General features: G+C 59.9%; 1 protein-coding gene. It reads left to right on the top strand.

The window, feature by feature from the left end:
• Positions 1–706 (top strand): hypothetical protein (locus ISP15_RS18290; protein ID WP_404549429.1); only part of this gene is annotated, 706 nt, incomplete at both ends.

Raw genomic sequence — 706 nt, 5'->3', positions numbered from 1 at the left:
GGCTTGGGGGGAGACCTGGGTGATACGACGCCGAGCCTTGACGATTTGCTCAGTCAATTTGGCATCCCGGCACAGCCCCTGAACCTGGACAACACGGATGTGCTCGACAACGGCAGCCTTTATGACTCCGGTGCTGCGTCAACCGACCCGGGGCTAGACCAAAGTGCGAGCGATGATGGGCAGCAGGACGAACTTTATGACCCCAGTACTTCTTCGACCGACCTGGGACCAGACCAAAGTATGAGCGATGATGGGCCGCAGGACGAAGGGGATCAGTTCAGTATCCAGCTGAGTCCACTACCGAGCACCGATAGCGCGTTGCCGCCCCTTACTTCGAGCGTGGATATCAGCAGTGATTTGACGATAACGCCGATGGCGTTGAGCGATGTGCCGGCACCGACGCTGGCAGATGCGCTAGGCAGCCTCGCGATGCCGGCAGTGGCCGATACCATTGGCATGTCAACGGGCGGCAGCAGCTCCCTGGCGTCGTTCGCTTATGTCACGGGCAGCGCAGGGACCACGGCCATGAGTACGGGCTGGACGTCGAGTACGTATTCGGCATTGGGGGATGTATCGAGCACATCGAGCCAGACATACAACACGGCCGACGGCCAGCCAGGCGTGTACGACTCGCAAACCGGTCAAATTTATTCGTATGACGCCGCGATGCAGATGAACGCGGAAGGGACGAACGTTTCGGACGGCC

Origin of the sequence: Dyella jejuensis (assembly GCF_044904675.1) — a bacterium.
GTDB classification, from domain to species: domain Bacteria; phylum Pseudomonadota; class Gammaproteobacteria; order Xanthomonadales; family Rhodanobacteraceae; genus Dyella_B; species Dyella_B jejuensis.
This window is presented reverse-complemented; position numbering and strand designations above follow the sequence as displayed.